The organism is Staphylococcus sp. 11262D007BW (genome assembly GCF_053547815.1).
On record NZ_JBPWPJ010000001.1, the window covers coordinates 1730660 to 1751083 of the forward strand.

6 protein-coding genes are annotated in these 20424 nt (G+C 39.1%); all 6 read right to left on the reverse strand.

What is annotated here, in order from left to right:
- Positions 1–114: 114 nt before the first annotated feature.
- On the reverse strand, positions 115–10020 hold the full coding sequence (locus ACEE93_RS08660; RefSeq protein ID WP_449156502.1) for an Ig-like domain-containing protein: 9906 nt from the start codon (positions 10018–10020) through the stop codon (positions 115–117).
- Positions 10021–10407: 387 nt separating this feature from the next.
- Positions 10408–11274, reverse strand: coding sequence for a hypothetical protein (locus ACEE93_RS08665; RefSeq protein WP_449155337.1), 867 nt, complete (start codon positions 11272–11274; stop codon positions 10408–10410).
- Positions 11275–11374: 100 nt separating this feature from the next.
- Positions 11375–12841, reverse strand: coding sequence for a hypothetical protein (locus ACEE93_RS08670; protein ID WP_449155336.1), 1467 nt, complete (start codon positions 12839–12841; stop codon positions 11375–11377).
- Positions 12842–13377: 536 nt separating this feature from the next.
- Positions 13378–14259, reverse strand: a complete 882-nt coding sequence (locus tag ACEE93_RS08675; protein ID WP_449155335.1) for an SDR family oxidoreductase — start codon at positions 14257–14259, stop codon at positions 13378–13380.
- 76 nt (positions 14260–14335) lie between these two features.
- Positions 14336–15469 carry a hypothetical protein gene (locus ACEE93_RS08680; RefSeq protein WP_449155334.1) on the reverse strand — a complete coding sequence of 378 codons (1134 nt, stop codon included), beginning with the start codon at positions 15467–15469 and terminating at the stop codon, positions 14336–14338.
- 108 nt (positions 15470–15577) lie between these two features.
- Complete coding sequence (locus tag ACEE93_RS08685; RefSeq protein ID WP_449155333.1) at positions 15578–20332, reverse strand: Ig-like domain-containing protein; 4755 nt, start codon at positions 20330–20332, stop codon at positions 15578–15580.
- Positions 20333–20424 lie beyond the last annotated feature (92 nt).

Below are 20424 nucleotides of genomic sequence, written 5' to 3' on the forward strand. Positions count from 1 at the left end.
AAATAGTAATAATTACTATTTATATTACTAAATAATTTCCATTAAATCAACTCCTTACTAAAAAAACGCTCGAAAAAGCTTAAATAAGCAATCCCGAGCGTTCTATAATAAAAATTATTGATGATTTTCTTTATCTTTTTTATTTCGACGTCTGAATAATAGGAAGAAACTACCTAACATCGCAAACGCGCCACCTAATAATGTACCTTTTTGACTAGATGATTGACCAGTTTCTGGTAAAACCGTCAATTCATTGTGATGAATTTCAGCATTCTCATCTTTAACTGTTTGACCAGATGGATTAGTAATGGCTACTGTAACATTATTTTGGTTAATGACACCAATACCACTTGGCAATTCTACACTGTAATTTCCATTATTATCCACTAAACCAGTGTAAACCGATCCATCAGGTAAAACGACTGTTACTGTGCTTCCAGGATCACCCATTCCAGTAACAACTGAAGGTGACACTTTTTGACTATCATTTTCATTAAATGAATTGCTTGCACTTTCTGATTGATGCTGTGAATCATTATTTTTCACATTACTATTAGCATTTGTTTGATTTTCAGAATTTGAATTACTAATTGGTAAATCTTCCTTAGTTGATATTACTTTAACACTAATCGTATCAGATGAATTACCAGCGGCATCAGTAATCGTAACATTAATTTCCTCATTACCATCTAATTGAGTACCAGATGGTATTGAAATTTCAAAACGACCATCTTTATTTACCGTTCCAGTTGCCGTATCACCATTTGGGAAAGTAACTGTAACTGTACTTCCTGGTTCGCCTGTTCCTTTAATAGATGATGAATCCGACGTTACTTCATCTACTGTTGGAGCTGTCGGTGCCGTTGTATCTTTTACTGTGACTGATGTCACTTCTGATACATTGCCATCTTTATCTGTTGATGTTACTTCTAACGTTTCTCCTCCAGTTAGATCCGTTCCTTCTGGAATCACTACTTCATAGTTGCCGTCTTCTCCTACTTCTACCGGCTCACCTAATTGTTCACCATTTAACGTAACTTTAATTGTACTTCCTGGCTCTCCTGTTCCTTTAATGGATGGAGACTCTGATGTTACTTCGTCCACCGTTGGAGCTGACGGTGCTGTAGTATCTGTTACTGTGACTGTTCCTGCGTCTGATGTGTTGCCTGCTTGATCTGTTGATGTGACTTGAAGTTCTTCTCCTCCAGTTAAGTCTGTTCCTTCTGGAATCATTACTTCATAGTTACCATCTTCTCCTACTTCTACTGGCTCACCTAGTTGTTCTCCATTTAACGTAACGTTAATTGTACTTCCTGGTTCTCCTGTTCCTTTGATGGATGATGAATCTGATGTCACTTCATCTACTGTTGGTGCCTCAGGCGCTGTTGTGTCTGTCACTGTTGTGCTTGATGCTTCTGACGTGTTGCCCGCTTTGTCTGTTGATGTTACTTCTAACGTTTCTCCTCCAGTTAAATCTGTTCCTTCTGGAATCATCACTTCATAGTTGCCATCTTCTCCTACTTCCACTGGTTCACCTAGTTGTTCTCCGTTTAACGTAACGTTGATTGTACTTCCTGGCTCGCCTGTTCCTTTAATGGATGGTGAATCTGACGTCACTTCGTTCACCGTTGGTGCTGTAGGTGCTGTTGTATCTGTCACTGTTGTGCTTGTAACTTCTGACGTATTTCCGGCTTTATCTGTTGAAGTAACTTCTAACGTTTCTCCTCCAGTTAGATCCGTTCCTTCTGGAATCACTACTTCATAGTTGCCGTCTTCTCCTACTTCTACCGGCTCACCTAATTGTTCACCATTTAACGTAACTTTAATTGTACTTCCTGGCTCTCCTGTTCCTTTAATGGATGGAGACTCTGATGTTACTTCGTCCACCGTTGGAGCTGACGGTGCTGTAGTATCTGTTACTGTGACTGTTCCTGCGTCTGATGTGTTGCCTGCTTGATCTGTTGATGTGACTTGAAGTTCTTCTCCTCCAGTTAAGTCTGTTCCTTCTGGAATCATTACTTCATAGTTACCATCTTCTCCTACTTCTACTGGCTCACCTAGTTGTTCTCCATTTAACGTAACGTTAATTGTACTTCCTGGTTCTCCTGTTCCTTTGATGGATGATGAATCTGATGTCACTTCATCTACTGTTGGTGCCTCAGGCGCTGTTGTGTCTGTCACTGTTGTGCTTGATGCTTCTGATGTGTTGCCTGCTTGATCTGTTGACGTTACTTGAAGTTCTTCTCCTCCTGTGAGGTCTGTTCCTTCTGGAATTACTACTTCATAGCTACCGTCTTCTCCTACTTCTACTGGCTCACCTAGTTGTTCTCCATTTAACGTAACGTTAATCGTGCTTCCTGGTTCTCCTGTTCCTTTAATTGATGGTGAATCTGATGTCACTTCATCTACCGTTGGTGCCGTTGGCGCTGTTGTATCTGTCACTGTAACTGTTCCTGCATCTGAAACGTTACCTGCTTTGTCTGTTGACGTTACTTGAAGTTCTTCTCCTCCTGTGAGGTCTGTTCCTTCTGGAATCACTACTTCATAGTTGCCATCTTCTCCTACTTCTACTGGTTCACCTAGTTGTTCACCATTTAACGTAACGTTGATCGTGCTTCCTGGCTCGCCTGTTCCTTTAATTGATGGTGAATCTGATGTCACTTCGTCCACCGTTGGTGCCTCAGGCGCTGTTGTGTCTTTTACTGTAACTGTTTCTGCATCTGACTCATTACCTGCTTTATCTGTTGATGTGACTTGAAGTTCTTCTCCTCCAGTTAAGTCCGTTCCTTCTGGAATTACTACTTCATAGTTACCGTCTTCTCCTACTTCTACCGGTTCTCCTAATTGTTCACCATTTAAAGTAACATTAATCGTACTTCCTGGTTCTCCCGTTCCTTTAATTGATGGTGAATCTGATGTCACTTCATCTACCGTTGGTGCCGTTGGCGCTGTTGTATCTGTCACTGTAACTGTTCCTGCTTCTGATGTGTTGCCTGCCTCATCGGTGGACGTTACTTGAAGCTCTTCTCCTCCAGTTAGATCTGTTCCTTCTGGAATCATTACTTCATAGTTGCCATCTTCTCCTACTTCTACTGGTTCACCAAGTTGTTCTCCATTCAATGTGACATTGATTGTACTTCCTGGCTCGCCTGTTCCTTTAATTGATGGAGACTCTGATGTTACTTCGTCCACCGTTGGTGCCGCAGGTGCTGTCGTATCTTTTACTGTAACTGTTCCTGCTTCTGATGTGTTGCCCGCTTTATCTGTTGATGTAACTTGAAGTTCTTCTCCTCCAGTTAGATCTGTTCCTTCTGGAATTACTACTTCATAGTTGCCATCTTCTCCTACTTCTACCGGGTCACCTAGTTGCTCACCGTTTAACGTAACGTTAATCGTACTACCAGGTTCTCCTGTTCCTTTGATTGATGGGGAATCTGATGTGACTTCGTCCACCGTTGGCGCCGCAGGTGCTGTGGTATCTGTCACTGTTGTACTTGAAACTTCTGACGTGTTTCCTGCTTGATCTGTTGACGTTACTTGAAGTTCTTCTCCTCCTGTGAGGTCTGTTCCTTCTGGAATTACTACTTCATAGCTACCGTCTTCTCCTACTTCTACTGGCTCACCTAGTTGTTCACCATTTAACGTAACGTTAATCGTGCTTCCTGGTTCTCCTGTTCCTTTAATAGACGGTGAATCTGATGTCACTTCGTCCACTGTTGGTGCCTCAGGCGCTGTTGTATCTGTCACTGTAACTGTTCCTGCTTCTGATGTGTTGCCTGCCTCATCGGTGGACGTTACTTGAAGCTCTTCTCCTCCAGTTAGATCTGTTCCTTCTGGAATCATCACTTCATAGTTACCGTCTTCTCCTACTTCTACTGGTTCACCTAGTTGTTCACCATTTAACGTAACGTTGATCGTGCTTCCTGGCTCGCCTGTTCCTTTAATTGATGGTGAATCTGATGTCACTTCGTCCACCGTTGGTGCCTCAGGTGCTGTTGTATCTGTCACTGTAACTGTTCCTGCTTCTGACTCATTACCTGCTTTATCTGTTGATGTGACTTGAAGTTCTTCTCCTCCAGTTAAGTCCGTTCCTTCTGGAATTATCACTTCATAGTTGCCGTCTTCTCCTACTTCTACAGGCTCACCAAGTTGTTCTCCATTTAACGTGACATTAATCGTACTTCCTGGTTCGCCTGTTCCTTTGATGGATGGAGACTCTGATGTTACTTCATCTACTGTTGGTGCCGCAGGTGCTGTTGTATCTGTCACTGTAACTGTTCCTGCGTCTGACTCATTACCTGCTTTGTCAGTTGACGTTACTTGTAATTCCTCACCGCCTGTTAAATCTACGTCACCAGGAATTAAAAGATCATAACTACCATCTTCATGAACAGTACCTGTAGATGTTTGTCCACCTGGAAAAGCTACTGTAACAGTACTACCCGCTTCTCCTGTGCCTTTTATAGATGTCGCATCCGATGTGACTTCGTCTACTGTTGGTACTTCTGGCGCTGTCGTATCTGCTACCACTACAGAACTTGGATTAGATACATTACCTGACTCATCTTTTGCTGTAAATACAAGCTCTTCTTCGCCAGATAAGTTTTGATTTGTTATATCAAATTCAAAAGCACCTTGTTCATTTGCTGTCGCTGTTTGTGTAGATTGATCAGGAAAACGAACAGTAACAGTGCTATTTGGTTCAGCTGTTCCCTTGATTGTATTATCAGTCGATTGAATAGCATCCACATTTGGTGCGTCTGGCGGTGTCTTATCAATCACTGTTGTTGTCGCTTTTTCCGACGTATTGCCTGCAGCGTCGATTGCTGTGACTTCAATAGATTCGTTACCTGCAAATGGACCAATGTCGCTAATATTTTCTCTATACTGACCACTAGCATTTGTATTCGTTTCAATCAGTGTGCCATCTGAAATGACAATCGTCACTTTACTATTCGGTTCAGCTGTACCAGAGATTTCAATACTATTTGATGTCACTTCATCAATAGTAGGTTGGGCTGGTGGTGTTACATCTTTAACCGTTGTTGTTGTATTAGACGACACGTTTTGAGCAGCATCTCTTGATTCAGCAGAAATGACTTCCGTACCTTGTAAATCGATACCTTCTGGAATGGCAATATCATATTGACCTTCATCATTCACTGTACCTGTTGCTGTCGTACCATCTGGGAACGTTAAAGTTACAGTACTACCTGCTTCACCTGTACCTGAAATGGATGTATCTTCTGATGTTATCTCATTCAGTGTCGGTGTCGTAGGTGGTGTTGTATCTTTTACAATCATTTCAGTTTGTGGAGATACATTACCTGCTTCATCTTTAACAGAAGCACGAATTGTTTCGCCACCTTTAAAGTCGACAGTATCTGGTAAGTCGATAGTATAGTTACCATTTTCATCTGCTGTACCTTCTAATGTTTCTCCTTCTGGTAATTCAATCGTTACAGTGCCATTTGCTTCTGCTTGACCCGTAATTGTTCGATCCTCTGAATTAATTGGATTTATCGTCGGAACATCAGGTTGTGTCGTATCTGTGACCACAGTGGTCGTTTCATCAGATACATTATTATTTTGATCTGTCGCTGTTGCTTTGATGACTTCTCCACCATTTAATGTGTTCGGGATATCAAAAGTGAACGCGCCATTTTGATCCGCTTCCACTGCATCACCGATTGTTTCTCCATCTATTGTAAGTGAAACTTTACTACCAGGTTCGGCCGTACCATTAATTGTAGTATCTGTAGAATTAACGGATGCTATTACAGGTGGTTCTGGTGCTGTGAGATCTTCTACAGTAGTAGTACTTTGTTCAGATTCATTGCCCGCACTATCTTTTGCGATGGCTTTAATCGTTTCGCCACCCGTTAACTCTAAATCCTCAGGAAAATCTACTGTAAATAAGCCTTCTTCCGTTGCTTCTACTGTCGCATTTTGATTGTTCGGGAATGTGATAACGACCGTACTATTTGGTTCTGCTGTCCCTTTCACTTGGCGATCTTTAGAGGTCACTGGATTAATTGTTGGTGCATCGGGTGCAATGGTATCTTCTACAGTCACTGTAGTTGCTGTAGAGGTATTCATCGCTGCATCACGTTGCGTCACTTCCACAGTGTCGCCATCTTTTAACACTGGCAATGTAGAGATATCTGCTGTCCAATCACCATTTTCATTAGCTGTTGCTTCTACTACGGAACCATCTGGCAGTTGTAATGCAATCAATGCATTTGGTTCTCCTGTACCTGTGACTTCAGTAGATGCCGCTTCAATTGGATTAACATTTGGCGCATCTGGTGCTGTCGTATCATGCACCATTACTGTTGTTGCGTGTGACACATTTTGTGATGCGTCTTTTTGAGTGACCTCGATTTTATCATTCAATTGCAAGTTGTCAGCTGTACCTTCTAGTGTCCAATTACCATTTTCGCCAACTTCTGCTGTGCCTATAGTGCCATCTTTAAATGTTACTTCTACTGTGGCACCTGGTTCGCCTGTTCCATTGATTGTCGTCTCACCTAATTCGATTGGTAATACGCCAGGTGCTTCTGGTGCAGTGGTATCTTGTACTGCTTTAGTACTCACTTGAGACTCATTACCTGCTTTATCTGTTGATGTAGCTGTGATGTCTTCACCTAAAGTTGGTAATGGTGTATCTAATGGAACATCAATAGTCCAATTACCTTCATCATCTACTACGGCATTGGCAGTCGCACCGTCTGGGAACGAAACAGTAATGGTTGAACCATTCTCACCTTGTCCTGTAATTTTCGTCACACCAGCTTCAATGTCATGAATTAAAGGTGCATTTGGTGCCACTGTATCACGTACGATGGCTGTTGTATCTCCTGAATCTTGTTGACCGTTATTTTGACGTGCTGACACGACATCTTCATGGTTCAATGTCACCGTATCCGGTACGTCAATAGTCCAAACGCCATCGTCACCTACTGTCGCAGTGTGTTGTGTTTGATCTGGTAACGTGACTGTAACTGTATTACCTGCTTCACCTTTACCTGAAATTTGTTGCGCACCTGCTTCGATCGCATCAAGTGTAGGTTCGTCTGGTACCGGAATACCTGTCACGTTTACTGTGCTTTCACTTGATTGATTGCCCGCTTTATCTTGAGCGGTTGCAGTCACCGTATCATTTTCATTTAATGTGACGGTATCTGGAATGTTTACTTCCCAGTTTCCGTGGTCCCCTACTGTACTTGTTGTGGTTGTACCGCCAGGGAATGTCACGGTTACGGTTGAGCCTGGTTCACCATTTGCGCCTGTAACAGTAGTATCTGAAGTCACGACTGGATTAATTGTTACAGCATTCGGTGCCACTGTATCTTTGACAGTTGCTGTTGTAGCAGTTGATGTGTTTTTAGCCGCATCGGTTAATGTCGCACTTAAAGTATCATTATGATTTAATGTCGTACCATTTGGCACATTAACTGTCCACTGACCATTACTATCCACTGTGCTTGTAGCCGTTGTATTATCTTTAAATGTTACTGTCACTTTTGAACCACTTTCACCAGTACCTGTGATGCTCGTACTTTCCGCTTCGATTGGATTAATAACAGGGGCATCTGGTGCGATAGGATCGTCATTATTCACATCAGGTGTTGTATCCGCAATATCCGGTACGCCATCACCGTCATAGTCAAAGAAATCAATGTATGACGAAGCGTATGAACCATAAATTCGCTTATGCGCTGAACCTCCATCTTGTTTACCAAATACGCGTGAATCTAGATAGTCACTTTCTAACCATGAAGAGAATTGCGTCCGTGCGTCTGTAGATGTCAACGACTCTTCATTAATATTTCTAGCAATTTCTGACATAGTAACGCCATCTTTTAAGCCGTATGAAATTGTGTAGTTACGAGATTGCCCTAAAGCACCATAAAATACGTTAGAATCTAGCGCAAGACGCGCTTTACCTATTTGTGATAATGTATTGTTTTGCATAATTGATAGACTCGGAATCTTGCTTGTATCCACTAAGCCATTTTGGTCCATCGTAATATCTACATAAGTTGAATCCCAACGTTTATTACCATATTCATCTGATACGTAAATTTGAATTTTATTTGGATCAATATATGGAATTAAGGCTTCAGGGACCTGTTCTTTGATATATAATAGCCAATCATAATCTGTTTGTAAGAAGTTTTCATCTGGTTTAAATGAATGAATTGAGCGAATGGCATTATCTGTTTGATCATAACGTAAAGAATTTACAATACGTCCTGACACAAAGTTAGATGTTTGCGTTTGTTGTGGTGCTTTACTATTTAAAGTTGGTGTAATCGTCGTTTGTTGGATACTTTCTGCCGCAATTTCACCTTTATTTGTCGTCCATGTATGTGTCATATAAACAGGATTATCTTCACTATAACCCAATGATTCTAACGTTTGATTATTTTTTAATGTGATTTTAACAGGTGAGTTTGTTACAACACCGATCAGTCCACTATTGACTGTACTACCAGAGATGGGTGCAGACCAATCTTGACCGTTATTCGTTGTGGTCATATCGACGCCATTAATCGTTATCTTATCAATTTGACTAAAGAATTCCGGTTGACTGAAAGAAAGATGCACTTTTCCGCCATCTGTAAATTCACTTTTATAACTTAACCATTTTGTTAAGTTTAAATTGATTTCACTTGTTTTTTGATCGCCTAATTGACCAATCCCTGCAAATCGTAAATCTGTTTTATCTTTTACTGTCGTCGCGTTATAGCCTAAATCGCGTAGTAAGTATAAATAGTTAGGATCGTCCGGAATTGTGTAAGACGGACGATTAGGTTCTTCAAGTGTCATTGCAGATTGGAACGTTGAATCGTAATTTGTAGAATTCATTTGCATTGATAAAGGCGCTATTGGTCGGACAATGTCAGAGCTTGTCGCTAATGCTTCATTTTGATCCATTTCGTTTGCTAAATTTTGCGCCGCTTCATGCAAAATAGCGTCATTGATTTCTTGTGTCGTTGCATTTTCAAAATTAATTGTCGTATTATTAATTAATTGTTTTGATTCTTCTGGTGTTAAATACTGTGCTAAATAGTCCTCTGTGGCTTGTTGTTTTTCTTGAGCATCAACACTTTCTAACGCTTGCATTAAAGACGTATTTGACCCACTATTTAACGTCATAGAATCTGATTCCTTGTCTGTATTTGAGGCAGGTAAATCATTTTCCAAAGAAGTTTGAGGCGCGTCAGTGTCTTTTGTGGTAGTTGTTTCTGGAGATGCTTCTTCTGTTGATGCATTGCTCTCTTTGTTTGATGCGTCAGTCTTCGCATCTGAATCTGACGTAGTGTCCGTTTCTTGAGTCTTTTCTTCTGTTGTTGCCTCTTCAGTTGTATTTGATTCCGATGTAGATTGTTCTTTAGTAGCTTCCTCTTCTGTTGAATTAGTCTCAGTCTTATCAGCTTCCTCTTTTTCTTGAGGTGGCTCCTCTGTTGTCTCAGTTTCAGGTTGAGCTGTTTCAGCTGATTGTTCTTCTGTGGAAGCTTCTTCAGTAGTATCAGGTTCTGACGTTTCAGTCGTCGCCTCAGATTCGTTAGATGCCTCTGTCGCATCTGATGGTTGTGTTGGCGCTTCTTTAGTAGAAGCATCAGTTGATGGGTCTTCCGTTACGTCCACGGAGGCATTGGTATCATCTGAAGGCGCTGGTTCTTCTGTAGATGGTTGTTCATTAGTTGTTGGTTCAGTTGATGATGGTGTCGTAGTGTCAGTATTCATCTCTTCTGATGTGGGTTCAGTAGTAGGCGTTTGTGTTGTATTGTCTACATTTGGCTCACTATCTACAGCTTCATCAGAAGTTGAAATGTTATCTGTTTGTGTTGTGTTTTCTTCTGCAGCTTTTGCTTCTTTTGGAATTCCAAATACTAATGTGGCACCCACTAAAATGGAAGCTGTACCGATTGTAAATTTTCTGATAGAGTACTTATTTTGTCTGTTAGGCAAAAAATCTAACCGTTTCACGCCTTTTTTCTTTCTTCTCATTTTATTTCCTCCTTTTATTAATGTTATCTATTAACTAAGATAAAAGTTGTAATTCACATATACCCAATTAAATGATTTTCAAAAATTAAATGAGAACTATAATTAAATCTTCTATAAATAATGTTGATTTTTGATTTCCATTATAATAATTTGACCTCTTGTGGTAAACAGTTTCCTATTGGACAAAATATACAATCACTTTTCAAACCCTTTTTTACTTTTTTAGAAGAAAGTGATTTTTGAGGTAAATAATAGCTAAAAAAACGCATTATAACGCCATTTCAAACCATTGATAAATATTAAATAAAATCATTCATCGCACAATAAAAAAGATTCAAATGCACAATGACATTTGAATCTTTTTGGTTTCCAAATTATTATTTCGTTTTAATACCCAGCATACATCTGGTCTCCATCACTATCATATTTTTTAACGTGTCCATCATCTTCTACAATATAAGACCCTGCTAAATTACCGGATTTATCATAAAAGGCAAAGCCCCAACCATCATCACGTTTTTCTGGTTCTCTATACGTATACTTATCTGTATCTAAGTAATCTCCTTCAAAACTTTCTACGAAATCAATGACATTCGCTCGTGTCACAAATTCGTCGGAGCTTGTATTCTTATCTAACGATTCAAGACCAACATCATCATACTGACCTAACGCTACACCATTACCGTTTTCATCACGTTCTACATAAATCGCAAAACCATTATTTTTATTACTATCAAAAATGTATTCGCTACTACTCTCATATGTCGGTGTACCAAAAACTTGTTTAAGTTGACTACTTGGTACTGGAGAATCCGGCACGATTGCATAACTAATCACTTTATTATCAGATAGCACCACTGCATAATTTCCGTAAATATCATGACGCCCTGTCAGTAGATCTTTTGTATTTGTGCGATTGCCCAATTTATTTTCTAGCTCGGATAACGTCATTCCTATATATACTGGGCCATATCCGTCTACATAGTTATTATAGAAGTAGTCATCATGAAAGCCATCATCATTGATATTTACATACTTTTCTGATTCAGAACTTGCGCTGTCTGATTGTCCATCACTATCCGAATCTTGATCATTTGATGATTGTTGATTTGACGATTGATTATCATCTGCTTGTTGTTGCTTATTATCTTGCGCTTCTTGTTTGTCTTTGTCATTATCACCAAAAGATACATTAATATCACATGCCCCAAGTAAAAATGCGCCAACTAAAACGGGAATTAGTCTTTTTTTCACCCTGTTTGCCCCCTAAAACAAAATATAGTATTACAGATAGCGTATCACAATACTATGAGACATGAAATATTAATACTGAAAATAAATAGGAATACATCACTTAAAATTCATCATCAATAAATGAGAGCGTAATATCCTCTGGTATCTCCCAATACTCTTTAAAAATCGTAACCGTTTTATGATTATAGGGTGTGGCATGTTGCATATATGATTCGAATGGTAAATGCTGCATCGTATATTGCGTCACCGTATCATCTGTTTTAACAACCTCTTTCACTTGAAGAATGCGTTCATATTGCGCGATAGAAATAATACTAAACACAATAATGAGACAAGATGCCCCAACGATAGACACCCATTTCACTAATCGATAAGGTCGAAAATGAATAACATTCACTAAGCTAATCAACATAATCAAGCCAATGATATACACAATATAAAAATTTCGTGGTCCCATTGGTTCAACAGCTAATAAAGGCGCGACAATTATCGGAATAGTACTTAATAATATTAATAACTTCTGTCGTAATAACGTGTTATCTATCACTTTATAAATCGTTAAACATAGCGCACAAAAAAGAATAACAATGACGACCGTATCTAAGATTGCTTCAACCACATTTTGATTATTTTTCGCAAAATTAAAAGGCACACGGACAATATAGTGATACAGCGGTGCGATAAATAGTATCGGTATCATTGCATATTTAAATTTTTGACTTAAACGACTTTGGCAAATTAAAACACTTAATACAATAACGAGCAACGTAATTAAAAACATAGATTGATACACGAGATATTGCGGAAATTGGGTGAATAACGTGCCCACTACTTTAACAATCATCCCTTTGTTGTCATCAGAAACTTGTTGATAAGATGTATCCCCAACAAACATCACGATATAGTTTGGATTAATAAACATCGCAATAGCACCTAAAATCGAGAAACCTAATGCTAGGAAGACAAATATCGGTATTTTTCTAGTTTGAATACACTTTACAATCAATAAACCCATCAACAATATCACATTAAATATCGTATGATTCTCCATAAACCATTGTCCTAATAACGCACAACTTAATATGAGCCATTGTTCTTGTCGACGTAATGGTTGATCATTTAATATTTTTAAACTGTATCTCAACAGAATCAACGAACAAAGGCTCGCTGGCACATAATTATAAAATCCCGCAAACCATCCATAAATTTGACTGTATAATGAAATAGGCATTAAAACAAGGAACATAAAAATCGCGATGATATTAAAGGCACGACACTGTAGATTAGGTATAAGATCTTTAATCAATCCAGCGCAGACTAAAATCATAGCGACCGAAAAAAAGGTGTATGTAATATAACGAAATAATGGAATTCGAACTGCTATGACTTCCAAAGTATTACCGAGATATCGACCATTCAACTCAGCATAAAATGTTTTTAACATATCTGTACCATATGTAAGCCCCCACTCCAAATCATCATGAACGAGTGGCGTTAATATCGCGATAACAAAATAAAAGAGACTGATACTTAAAATTAAATAATGTTTGTGTAGTATTTGTTTCATGTCCGCTTACCTCTATCTATTTTGATGACTTTAGACCAATGATACTGTGGCCCTACGTAAATAATCCATTTACTAAAAAATGATGATTTCTCAATGAGGTTGGGACAAAAGCGTTCAGGATTTGAGCAGAAGCGAACGAAGTAAAGAACGACTTCGTTGAGTTAGTCGTTCTTACAAATGTGTCAAAGCACATTTGATCATTTACAATACGTCAAATTTTGGCGAATCGTGAACTTTCTGCCGAAAATCCTGCTTTTGGGACACCGTTAATCGGTTTCCCAGAGCATCAATGCTATATGTCCCAGTCCCCTTAAAAAACCCAATGCAACTAAAAAAGAAGGTGGAACGCTCTAAAGCACTTGAGCATCCTACCTTTTTAATATCGTAAACCCTATCAATATAAGTGGGTGATTCATCATTTTACTATCATTAATCATAAAACAGGTTGGGACAAAATCAAGCGATTACCCTTTCGTATCTTCGTCCCAACCTTATAACATTATGCTGTATTGAATTGACTATTACGACGCATGTCTTTAATTAATTGGTGCGCCACCTGTAATGCCGTAAACTTGGCCTGTAATATAGCTAGCTTTGTCTGAAGCTAATAATACATACACATCTGCTAGTTCAACAGGTTGACCTGCACGTTGTAATGGCATGTTTTTACCAAAATCTGGAATGTTATCTTGTGGTTGACCCCCACAAATTTGTAAAGGTGTCCATACAGGACCAGGTGCTACCGCATTGACGCGTATACCTTTTGGTCCTAATTGAGAAGCTAACCCTTTTGTTAATGACACATTACAAGATTTCGTCATCGCATAATCTAATAAATGACTGCTTGGTTTCATAGCTTGAATAGATGATGTCAAAATAATACTTGAACCTGCTTCTAAATAATTTAAGGCTTCTTGAATAGAATAAACTGTTGAAAAAACGTTGACTTCAAATGTATCCGTTAATTGTTTTGGATCTAATTTTTGAATATCATATTCATATTGTTGCATGCCGGCATTAAGTACGACGATGTCTAATCCACCTAATTGTTGATGAGCATCTTTGACCATTTGTTTGGCATACTCTGCATCACGTAAGTCGCCTGGCAATAATACTGCTTGTTGTCCTGCTTTTTCAACTACTGCTTTAACATCTTCTGCATCTGGTTGCTCATCAGGATGATAAGCAATCGCTACATCTGCGCCTTCTTTCGCGTAAGCAATGGCTGCAGCACGTCCAATACCAGAATCTGCTCCAGTCACAAGTGCTTTTTTACCAACAAGTTGTTCTGAACCTTTGTATGTTTCTTCGCCACAATCTGGAACGGGCTTCATCTCACGTTGAATACCTGGATAATCTTGAGGTTGCTTTTCGTATGAACCATTAAAAAACTGTGTTACTGGATTTTGTTTAGTCATCAAAAAACCTCTCTTTTATTAGTTTACTAGTCCATTCCCATCTCTATCCAAATTGAAACAAATCACTGTGCACTGCTTAGTCCGGTGTTCGATGTGCTCGTAACCACTTTTGCACTATTTTAAATACTTGCCAGTCCTCATTCGAAAATAAAGGAATTTGATGCAGCTTTAATTGTTTTAGAACATATTCTCGTATCTCATCAGGTAAATAATATAAAACGCCAGGGTAAAATCGATCAAAAAATTGTAAATCATAGCGTTGCACTAACTCAGTAGCCGATGTTGGAATATGGCTTACTAAATATTCGGCTAATCGTCGTCCGCCATGCTTTAATATGTATAAAGTATAAAAATCGACGCGACTATCCTCCCCCACTGTTTTTTGGTCAGGGTATAATGTTCTATCTTTTAATGGGAGGCCTAAGCGAAAACGTTCATTTTGAATTTCAACTAAAGTATGTTGTAACGTTGCCATAAATGAATCAGACGTTTTAACCGCTTGAATCGCATCATTCATATAGTCGGGGTAACTTTGACAGGCAATGCGTGTATGACCAACTGCCGTGAGCCCTAACGTGTGCGGCAAATTTTTCATACCTGCAATGGGATGCTCAGCTTCTGTTTTAGTCATATTCATTGTTTTGGGGTTAAGCTGTAAACCACTCATCATATAAGCAGTATTGAAGTAATCTTTGTATAATATCGAACCGATGATACGGTAATCAGAGGTTATTTTAGGAAAGTGCGTATCAAGGACATTGGTTTTTATCAGTTTACTGTCGACACGATCATATAGAACATATTGTTCAGGCGTCGTACGACCACAATCTAGTGTCACTTTATTGATTGGTCCTGGTGTTAAAGCAGCTGCTGAGAAGTTTGAAAAATCACTGTTTAAATTGAGGGTTTTAACTTTATGATCAAATAATTTATTGAGATTCCATAACCCTAATCCTTTTTCACAAGTGAGTTGTGAACCTGTTCTTTGTTCAATGGTATGTTTGGTATTATCAGAGACTTTCACATGCATGTGAATGGTATCATAATAGTTGCCACATAAAGCAGCTAACGCTTCTGCCACAAGATCCGAACGCACCTTAATCGGATCAGCCATTTCAAAACGTATCGTTCCATCGTGAATAGTGTCACTATAATCTGCTTGAACAATGCCTTGTTGATTCACAATATTTTCAAAAACAATTTGCGCCACTAGATTACCTCCTTATATGTTCTTTCTTTAAACTTATCATATTTTTTAATTTATGACATTAAAAGGTTGGAGCATATATAAAAATGCCCCAACCCAATTCATTTAATCTTATTCTTCTGTTTTATATGAACGTTTTTGCTTTCTAAAGCGTGCAAACACGCCAAAACCTAATAACGTTGCCACCCAACCTAATAAAGGTGTACGTTGTGGTGATGTTCCCGTTTCTGGTAACGCCTTCGACTGTGACGCGTCGTTATGCGTCGCTGCATGTTCTAGCGATGTAGGTGCAGATGTGCCATCATTCGTAAAGTTCGATTCGCTTGAAACTATTTCAGGCAATGCTTGTTTAACTTGACCTGATTGATTCATATTCGTATTCACATTGACGATAGAGGCGTTGTCTTTTACAAGACATGTCTTATCAGTCAGTGGTAGATGTTGAGGAGTACGTTGATTTTGTTCTAAATCAAGCACGTTTGGCTCAACTGTCTCACCTTTTACAGCCGGCATTGACTGACCTTCTGCTGGTAATCTATTTTCTTCTTTTGATATGTCTTCTTGTAATGGAAGATCTTGATTATCGTCCATCATTTCTTTTTCTGGTGACGCTGGTTCTTCCGCTTCAGTTGTGTCATTTTCTAATGTTTCTTCTGCTTCAGATGTTTCTTCCTCAACTGATGATGTGTCGTCGTCCACTTGTGGCGCTTCACCATCAGACGTATCTTCCTCTTCTGGTAGTGCTTCATCAGTTCCAGACGTATCTTCTTCAAGCGTATTATCTACTTGAGGTACTTCCGCTTCAGGTTGCTCCTCCTCATCAGTCGGTGTTTCTCCTTCAGGTTCGTCTTCCTTAACTGGAGGTTGTGGCGTTTCATCTTCTTCTGAAGGTGCTTCGTCTACCTCAGATGTACCTTCTTCAGGTGACGGGTCTTCAGGCATTGTTTCTACTTCCGAATCTTCCTCATCCACTGGTGGTTGCGGTGTTTCGTCTTCTACTGGCGGTTCCGGTTCCGCTTCTACTTCTGGCGCTTCCTCTGGTACAATTGGCTCAACATTTTGAATCGGTTGTTGTACTTCTGCAGAGGTATTGTTATAAGCATCTGTAGCAGTCACGGTAACTGACGTATCTGGTTGTAAAAGCCCTTCTTGTGGCACATTTATTTGATAGTCTCCCGCTTCATTAGCAAAACCTGTTAACACTGTACCATCTGCTAAAACGACACGGACTTGACTTTTTGGTTCAGCTTGCCCAGTAATCCATTCAGATTCTGTGGTGATTTCATCAACAGTTGGTACTTTTGGTGCTGTCGTATCAACCACTGAACCCACACCTGCTAATGAATAGTTACCTGCTTGATCGATTTCAGAAACTAATACAGAATCCCCTGCATTTAATGTGACATTGAACGGCACACCTATCATCCATGTACCATTACGCCCGACTTTCGTTCTAACTACTTCATTATTTGGTAATCTTACTAAAATTTCATCTTTGTACGTTTCTCCAGTACCCCATATGATGTGACTTCCTGCTTCAATAGGTGTCACAGTTGGGCGTTTCGGACGAATCGTGTCGATGACAGTCTTAATTGCTCGATTCGATGTATTACCTGCTTGATCAATGGCTTCTACCACAATTTGATCATTGTATGCTAACGTCACATCTTCTGGCACCGAAATACTCCACTTACCATCTTCCTGGGCTTGTGTCGTTACTTTTGAACCATTTTTAAATTGAACAATCACCTGTACATTTGGCATGGCTGTCCCTTGAACTGTTTTGCTACCTGCTTGTGGTGCTACAAGCGTTGGTTCATCTGGTCTCACTGTATCAATTACTTCAGCATTAACCACATTCGAACGCACTTCGCCATCTTTGACTGCAATCACTTCTACTTGATCTTGCCAATTTAATTGTTGTGATGGCGATAACTGAAGGGACCAATTTCCCATTTCATCTGCTTCAGTCGTTAACGTTGCATTAGAAGGTAATGTCACAGTAATCGATGCGCCATTACTTGATTGACCTTGAATGATTTGATGATCATATTCGATAGGTTGCACAGTTAGCGGTGTGATAGTAGATTGCTCTAGGTATGGTTCTAATTGTTTCAATAATGCTTCTCGATCATCAGCGCCCTCTATTTTTTCAACACTTTGTACAAGACGATATAATACCGTACGATAATTTTTATCAGGATTTGCTTCGACCGTGTCTATGAATGTATCAATATCTTGTTGAATAACGTCAGTATATCTTGATGTGACATCTTGTTCAGTTTCATCATTAATCGCAAACCCTTTATCCGTCAGTGTATAAGTCACTGTTTGCATGGTTGCATCTGGCAAAGCCATGATTGTATTATTTTCCATACGTTTTACTTGTCGACGATCTGGTTCACGATGCTTAATAATGACCTTATCACCATATTCTAAATGATAAGTCTCATCCAATGCGGCGATATTATCATTTCCTACAATACTCTCATCAAAAACAACCGTACCATCTTGCTTTTGAATCGTCACATGGGCATATTCATCTGTAAAATAAAAATGTGGTTGGCCACTATTTTGGCGTAAGATGACTTCTTTTGTATTTGGCGTGTACGCAACAGTTGTAAATTCTCGGTTACTTAATCCTAATAATGAAATTTTTTGGGATAGCGCGGTTTGTGTTTCCTCAATCTTAGGATAAACTAATGTCGCTTCATTATCGTGGTTTTCACGTACAACAATATAAGTATGATCCGGTAACGCTAACTGTTGTGAGACAGGTGCTTTAATATGAAAAATACCTGGTCTTATACCGTCAAACTGTGCTTTACCGTCTTTTACAACTGCTGTTGCGACAGTAGCAGTACCATCCATTAAAGAGACTGTAGCCCCTTCTGGCAAAATGTGATTGTTTAACGCTAAATTAACTGTGGCATCTGATTGAATCGTTGTATCAGCAATATCTTTAGAACGAACAAGTTCATATTTAGTAGCAAGTCCAAGTTGCTCTACATATTTTTGTGCCTCTGCTTCATCTTCTATTAGCATTGCCAAAGGATAAATATAACTATTTGAATACGCATTTAAACGGTCTTCTAAATATTGAGGTGTATCTATCGCAAATAAATCAAAATATGCCAATGCATTATAACCACGCTCAGCTAACCAATAATCACCAATCCAACGTGGCATATCTCTTGAAGATGAGGTCGTTGCTACTTCTTGACGAATATTTTGCAACATATCTGTCATCCCTTCAATGCCAGTCAGACGAACCATGCGCGTCATAAAGTCTAACTTTTCTCTCGCTGAATATTGATTGAAATCTGTATAAGGCGTCGCATCTAAAATGTTCTCTTGAAAACGTTGTTGAAATCCTTCTTGATTGCCTTCATATAACCAGCCCGCTTCACGGTTTTCCACATTCATTTGATACTCATTCGCAAAAATATTGTTCCAAACTTCTAATAAAGGCATCTTAGGGTCATCTGCTAACCAACCATCAAATCCATGACCAATTTCATGTAAAGAGAGCCAACCTTTTGATAAGTAACCATACATCGACGCATCATTAGATCCCATGTGATCCCACGACCAATAAGCTAAACCAAATCCATTAATGTTAGCTACCGTAAAATACTTTTGACCTACGTTAAAATTAACGGACTCAGGATTATCCGTTAAACCAGCCCATTCGTTATATTGCGTGACCACATGATCATAATAATCAATCATCTCATCTAAATTATGAAACGCATTAGCGCCTTCTTGATGTTTCATATTTAATACACGATCGCGATCGACACGTGGAATTAAAAAGGAATTATAGTCCCCATCCACAAAGGCATAGCTCGCATCTTGATCGACCCATTGCGTTTCGAATGACTCTTGATTTTCACCTCTACGGTAAGTCGGTAAAGCTTGTAGCATATTATTTTTTACGTAAAAATCAACGAGCGGAATATTATTTAAACCCTTTGGTAAATAAACAAATGCTGCACTATCGATACCTGTAGATATCGCTGTCCATTCGCCACTTTTCGGAATGATAGCACTCTTGTTAAAATTGCCATCATTCGTCATAAGACTCACACTTAAATCCGCTTCATTTTGTGTGCCAGATTGACGTATATACAATGTTTCATCCTTTGGTAAAATAATCCCCAAACTTTCACGCGCTTGACCTAATCCACGCCCCATTCCAAGCGTTTGTGCTTTAGGTGAAGAATCTAAAACTGGAATCTCCTTTTGATAGACTGTTTCATCAATACCGTCTACCTGTATCTCTTTTGTATTTGCTTGAGGCGCAGGTTGATCAACATTTACTTCGCTATCCGCAGCTGCTCGAAATACATTATTTGTGGACTTAGGTGTCGATTGTGTTTCTGTCGTATTTGTTGTTGGCATATCCTGTTGAGGTGTATCAGAAACCGTTTCTGGAGAATGATCTGTAGTTGAAGAAGGTTCATTTTCTACTGATGAGCGGTTCGATTCCGTTTTAGTTACTTCTTCTTTTGTCTCTGTAGTAAGAGGTTGTTCAGTCGTTTCAAGTGGTTCTTGCACTTCTACGTTTTCTGTTGTACTGTTTTGATCTATTTCAGCGTTCGTTTCTTGTTCATCTAATAATACGTCTGCTTCTGACGACGGTGTTAATGTCGTTTCATCATCCTCAGTCGATGAATTGCTTTCCTTAGTATTAACATTTTCTGTCTTAATAGTATTCGTTTCTTCTGCCTTAGCATCCTCTGCTATTGCTAACAACATCACTGTTCCCATCAGTACAGATGCTGTTCCGATATTAAACTTTCTAATCACATATTGATTGCGTCGCTTTTTCCCAATATTCGCATTCACTCTTTTTTTCATCATCAGTGTTCCTCTCGCTCCTAAATAGTATTAATATAATATTAGCAGAACTCAACCTAATTTGTAAGTATATTTTAATTACATAAACACATTAA

What these genes read in the sequence shown, in the direction of transcription:
- ACEE93_RS08660 (WP_449156502.1), bottom strand. Translation starts at nt 10,020, where the DNA reads ATGAGAAGAAAGAAAAAAGGCGTGAAACGGTTAGATTTTTTGCCTAAC.
- ACEE93_RS08670 (WP_449155336.1), bottom strand. Translation starts at nt 12,841, where the DNA reads ATGAAACAAATACTACACAAACATTATTTAATTTTAAGTATCAGTCTC.
- ACEE93_RS08675 (WP_449155335.1), bottom strand. Translation starts at nt 14,259, where the DNA reads ATGACTAAACAAAATCCAGTAACACAGTTTTTTAATGGTTCATACGAA.
- ACEE93_RS08685 (WP_449155333.1), bottom strand. Translation starts at nt 20,332, where the DNA reads ATGATGAAAAAAAGAGTGAATGCGAATATTGGGAAAAAGCGACGCAAT.